We start from the raw sequence: 3,943 nt of genomic DNA on the forward strand, positions 1-3,943 counted from the left end.
CGGCCCGCGTCCGGCCCGCGCTCACCGAGGCGTTCGCGGCGGACGGCCCGTACCTGGTGCACCTGCTCACCGACCCGAACGCGCTGTCCATCCCGCCGAGGATCACCGGGGCGCAGGTCAAGGGGTTCGCGCTCGCGGCGGGCCGGACCGTCCTGAACGGCGGTGTCGGCAAGATGCTCGACCTGGCCCGCAGCAACCTCCGCAACATCCCGCGCCCCTGACGCCGTCGCCGGGAGGCCGGGCGGGTCAGGACGACGCGTCGGGCAGGTCGACGTCGAACCACACGTGCGTGCCGGCGGCGGACTGCTCCAGGCCCCACTCGGAGGACAGCACGTCGATGACCGACAGGCCGCGGCCGTGGTCGATGCGGTCGGTGCCGTGCGGGTCGCCGCGCCGGGCGGGGCCGGCGTCGCGGACCGCGACCCGCAGCCGCCGGCCGTCGGCCGTGACCCGGACCCGGATCGGCTCGGTGCCGTGCAGCACCGCGTTCGCCAGGGCCTCGGCGCCCATCAGCTCCACGTCGTCGAGCAGCTCGGGGTCGTCGATCAGCTTCGCCGCGCGCTCGCGCACCGTGCGCCGCAGCGCCTGCCCCTCCGCGCGGCCGCCGGTGAGGACGAGCTCGTCGCCGAGGAGCTGCATCACGCCGGTCACGACCCGCAGCCGGAGCGGTCGCGGGCGGACGGGCGGGGTGCCGATGCCGATGTGCCGAGTGTCACTGGATCACCACACTGTGAGAGCGGAGACGCGTCGCAATCATTCCCCTCCGGTACGTGACCGGGCAACGCGCCGCGAGACCTTGGTCTTGACCTGTTCCGGTCGCGGGCTCGCGTGTCCCCGGCGTGGCCGGGGGCGCCTGGTGGGCGCCGGGCCGGTGCCGGTCCCTCGGTGCGGGGCGTCGGCGGGGACCGCTCCAAGATAGGCCGGTTTCCGGAGGCCGCGCAGCACAACGCCCCGGAACCCGCCGGTCAGGAATCCGTGCGGACTCCTGTGACGTGCGCGGACACCGGGTCCGGAGAGGGACGCGCCGCAGGCGGGGGCCGCGGGTCCGCCGGGGCGGAGGGCGCCGGGACCCTCCTCCGGCGGTGGTCAGAACCCGGACGTCCGGGATGGCGCGCCGGATATCCGGGGCGGTGCGCGGACGGTCAGCGGGTGGTCAGTGGCCGGTCAGTGGACGCCGTGAGAGTGAGGCCACGCGAACACGGAAACGAACGAGCGGATGGAGCGGGACCATGGAGAACACCACCGTACTGATCTCGGGTGCGAGCGTCGGCGGCCCGGCTCTGGCCTACTGGCTGACCCGGCACGGCTTCGACGTCACCGTCGTGGAGGTCTCGGACGGCCCGCGTCCCGGCGGCCAGGCGATCGACGTGCGCGGTCCGGCCCTGGAGGTCGCCGCCCGGATGGGCGTGCTGGACGAGATCCGCGCCGCCCGGGTGCGGATGCGCGGAATGTCGATGGTGGACACCGACGGCACGGAGCTGTTCCGCAGCGAGGAGCGCACCATCACCGGCGGCGACCTGGACAGCCCGGACGTCGAGATCCTCCGCGACGACCTGTCGATGATCCTGGCGCGGGCCGCCGGCGACGCGGTCGAGTACCTGTACGGCGACTCGATCGCGGGCCTGGAGCAGGGCGCGGACGGGGTGCGCGTGTACTTCGCCTCGGGAGCCCGGCGGGACTTCGACCTGGTCGTCGGCGCGGACGGCCTGCACTCCAACACCCGGCGGCTGGTGTTCGGCCCCGAGGAGCGCTTCATCACCCACCTCGGCACCTACCTCGGCGTCTGGACCGCGCCCAACTTCCTCGGCCTGGACGAGTGGCAGGTCTTCCACCAGGTCCCGGGCAGCTCGTGGGGCGGCGGGGTGATGAGCGTCCGGGACAACCGCGAGGTGCGCGTCTACCTGGGCTTCGAGTCGGCCGAGCCGGTCGCCTACGACTACCGCGACACCGCCGCGCAGCGCCGCCTGCTCGCCGAGCGGCTCGCGGGCGGCGGCTGGGAGCTGCCGCGCCTGCTGGCGAGCATGGCGGACGCCCCCGACTTCCACTTCGACGCGATGGCGCAGGTGCACATGGACTCCTGGTCGTCCGGGCGGGTCGTCCTGCTCGGGGACGCGGGCTATTGCGGCTCGCCGCTGTCGGGGCAGGGCACGTCCATGGCGATGGTCGGCGCGTACGTCCTGGCCGGCGAGCTGAAGGCGGCGGACGGCGACCACGAGAAGGCGTTCGCGGCCTACGAGACCGAGCTGCGCGGCTACGTCGCCGCCAACCAGGAGCTCGCGCTCACCAACAAGGCGCGGGTCGAGGCGCAGCAGGCGGCCGAGTCCGGCGACGCCGCGGGCGGCGAGGTCATCGACTTCCAGGACTTCGGCGAGATCGTCAACTCCCTGGTCCTGAAGACCTACTGATCCGCCCCACCCCTGGTGAGCACCGCTTCGGACCGTCCGCCGGACGGTCCGTGCGGCCGTCCGGACGCCCGTTCCCGTCCGGACGCGCGGGCGTGTCGAGGGTGCGAGAGCGTGAATTGTCGGCTAGTCCGGAGATATGGCAGACACACGCGACGACCGCCGGACGGACGCGCCGGCCGCCGGACGGGGCCGGTGGTGGATCGCCGGAGCCCTGCTGGCGCTGGCGTTCGTGCTGCTCACCGTGGTGGTCGCGGTGCGGGACGGACGGCCCCTGCCGGGGGACCTCGCGCTGCACGACTGGTCCGTGGCGCACCGGCCGCACGGGATGCGGACGTTCGCCGTGGCGGTCACCGACTCCGGGAACGGCGTGATCCCCTACCTGATGGCGCTGGCGGCGGGTCTGCTGGCGGGCCGGGCCATGCCCGGGATCGCCTGGGTGGAGTGGCGGCGGCTGGAGGGCGTCTGGGCCGCCGCCGAGGCGCTGCTGCTGTTCCTGGCCCTCCGGCTCGTCCGGTACGCGGTGATGGAGTGGGTGGGGCGGCCGCGCCCGCCGGCGGTGGACTGGATCGGCCGTCCGACCGGGATGTCGTACCCGTCCGGGCACACGACGACGGCGGCCGCGGCCGCGCTGCTCTTGATCTGCGCGGCGCTGGTGGCCCTGTGCGGCGCGACCCGGATCGCGGTCGTGGCGGTCGCCGCGGTGTGGGCCGTCCTGGTCGGGCTCAGCCGTGTCTACCTGGGCGTTCACTGGCCCTCGGACGTCCTCGGCGGGTGGCTTCTGGTGGCCGCGGCGGGGTGCGCGCTGTGGGCGCTGCCCCGAAGACGAACACGGCAGGACGCCCAGTGGTGACTTCCGTATAACGCACCCATAACCGACCTGTGCTTACCATCGGCCTCATGACGAGAGCCGAGGTTCCCGCCGAAGCCGACATCGTCGAGTGGCGGCGTTCGGGTTTCCGGACCGCCGCCCTCTGGATGTGGCCCTGGTGCCTGCTCATGGCGACCGCCGCCGCGTGCGCCGTCACCGCCGTCTCCGCGGACGCGCCCTACGCCGACGATGACGCCCTCGACCTGCTCGGCGGGTGGGGCCGGGACGCGCTCGGCGGCCTGGACGGGGTGCCGTGGGCCGTCGTCCCGCTGCTGGTGTTCCTGACCGTCACGCACTACGCCTGCACGGCCAAGGCGCTGCGCTCGGCGTCCGGACGTCCGCTGCCCAAGGGCGAGACGTTCGCCGTGCAGGTCGCGGCGGCCGCGGCGAGCCGGCTCGTGCCCGCCGGGCTCGGCAGCCTCGCCGTCCTCACCCGCTACCTCAGCCGGCGCGGCCACTCCGGCGCCGAGGGCGTCGCGGTCGTCGGCCTCACCAGGCTCGCCGGCGGCGTCTCCAGCCTCGGCCTGTTCTTCGCCCTCGGCGCGGGGCACATGCCGAACCCGTCCGCGGTCGGATCGCACCTGCGGCACGTCCGGATGCCCGACGGCACCGCCACCGGGCTCGCCGTGGCGGTGCTCGGCGCGACGACCGCGACGCGCGTGGTCCGCCG

At 74.5% G+C, this 3,943-nt stretch carries 3 protein-coding genes and 2 pseudogenes; 4 read left to right on the forward strand and 1 reads right to left on the reverse strand.

Annotated features, from left to right (window positions below):
• Positions 1–221, forward strand: a pseudogene (locus tag AB0J52_RS30880) (ubiquinone-dependent pyruvate dehydrogenase); the annotation flags it as partial.
• 25 nt (positions 222–246) lie between these two features.
• On the opposite strand, the gene AB0J52_RS30885 reads toward AB0J52_RS30880, so the two are convergent.
• Positions 247–651 (reverse strand): ATP-binding protein, encoded by a 405-nt coding sequence (locus AB0J52_RS30885; protein WP_500186224.1) that lies wholly within the window; start codon positions 649–651, stop codon positions 247–249.
• A 578-nt stretch (positions 652–1,229) separates the two neighbouring features.
• Here AB0J52_RS30885 and AB0J52_RS30890 point away from each other — a divergent pair.
• The 3 genes and pseudogenes from AB0J52_RS30890 to AB0J52_RS30900 all read left to right on the forward strand — a co-directional run.
• Positions 1,230–2,405, forward strand: a complete 1,176-nt coding sequence (locus AB0J52_RS30890; RefSeq protein WP_500186226.1) for an FAD-dependent monooxygenase — start codon at positions 1,230–1,232, stop codon at positions 2,403–2,405.
• A gap of 136 nt (positions 2,406–2,541) precedes the next feature.
• Entirely contained in the window at positions 2,542–3,255 is a 714-nt protein-coding gene (locus AB0J52_RS30895) for a phosphatase PAP2 family protein (protein ID WP_500186228.1), read from the forward strand.
• A 47-nt stretch (positions 3,256–3,302) separates the two neighbouring features.
• Positions 3,303–3,943 (forward strand): annotated as a pseudogene (locus AB0J52_RS30900) (hypothetical protein); the annotation flags it as partial.

Source organism: Spirillospora sp. NPDC049652, from assembly GCF_040675125.1.
Lineage (GTDB): Bacteria > Actinomycetota > Actinomycetes > Streptosporangiales > Streptosporangiaceae > Spirillospora.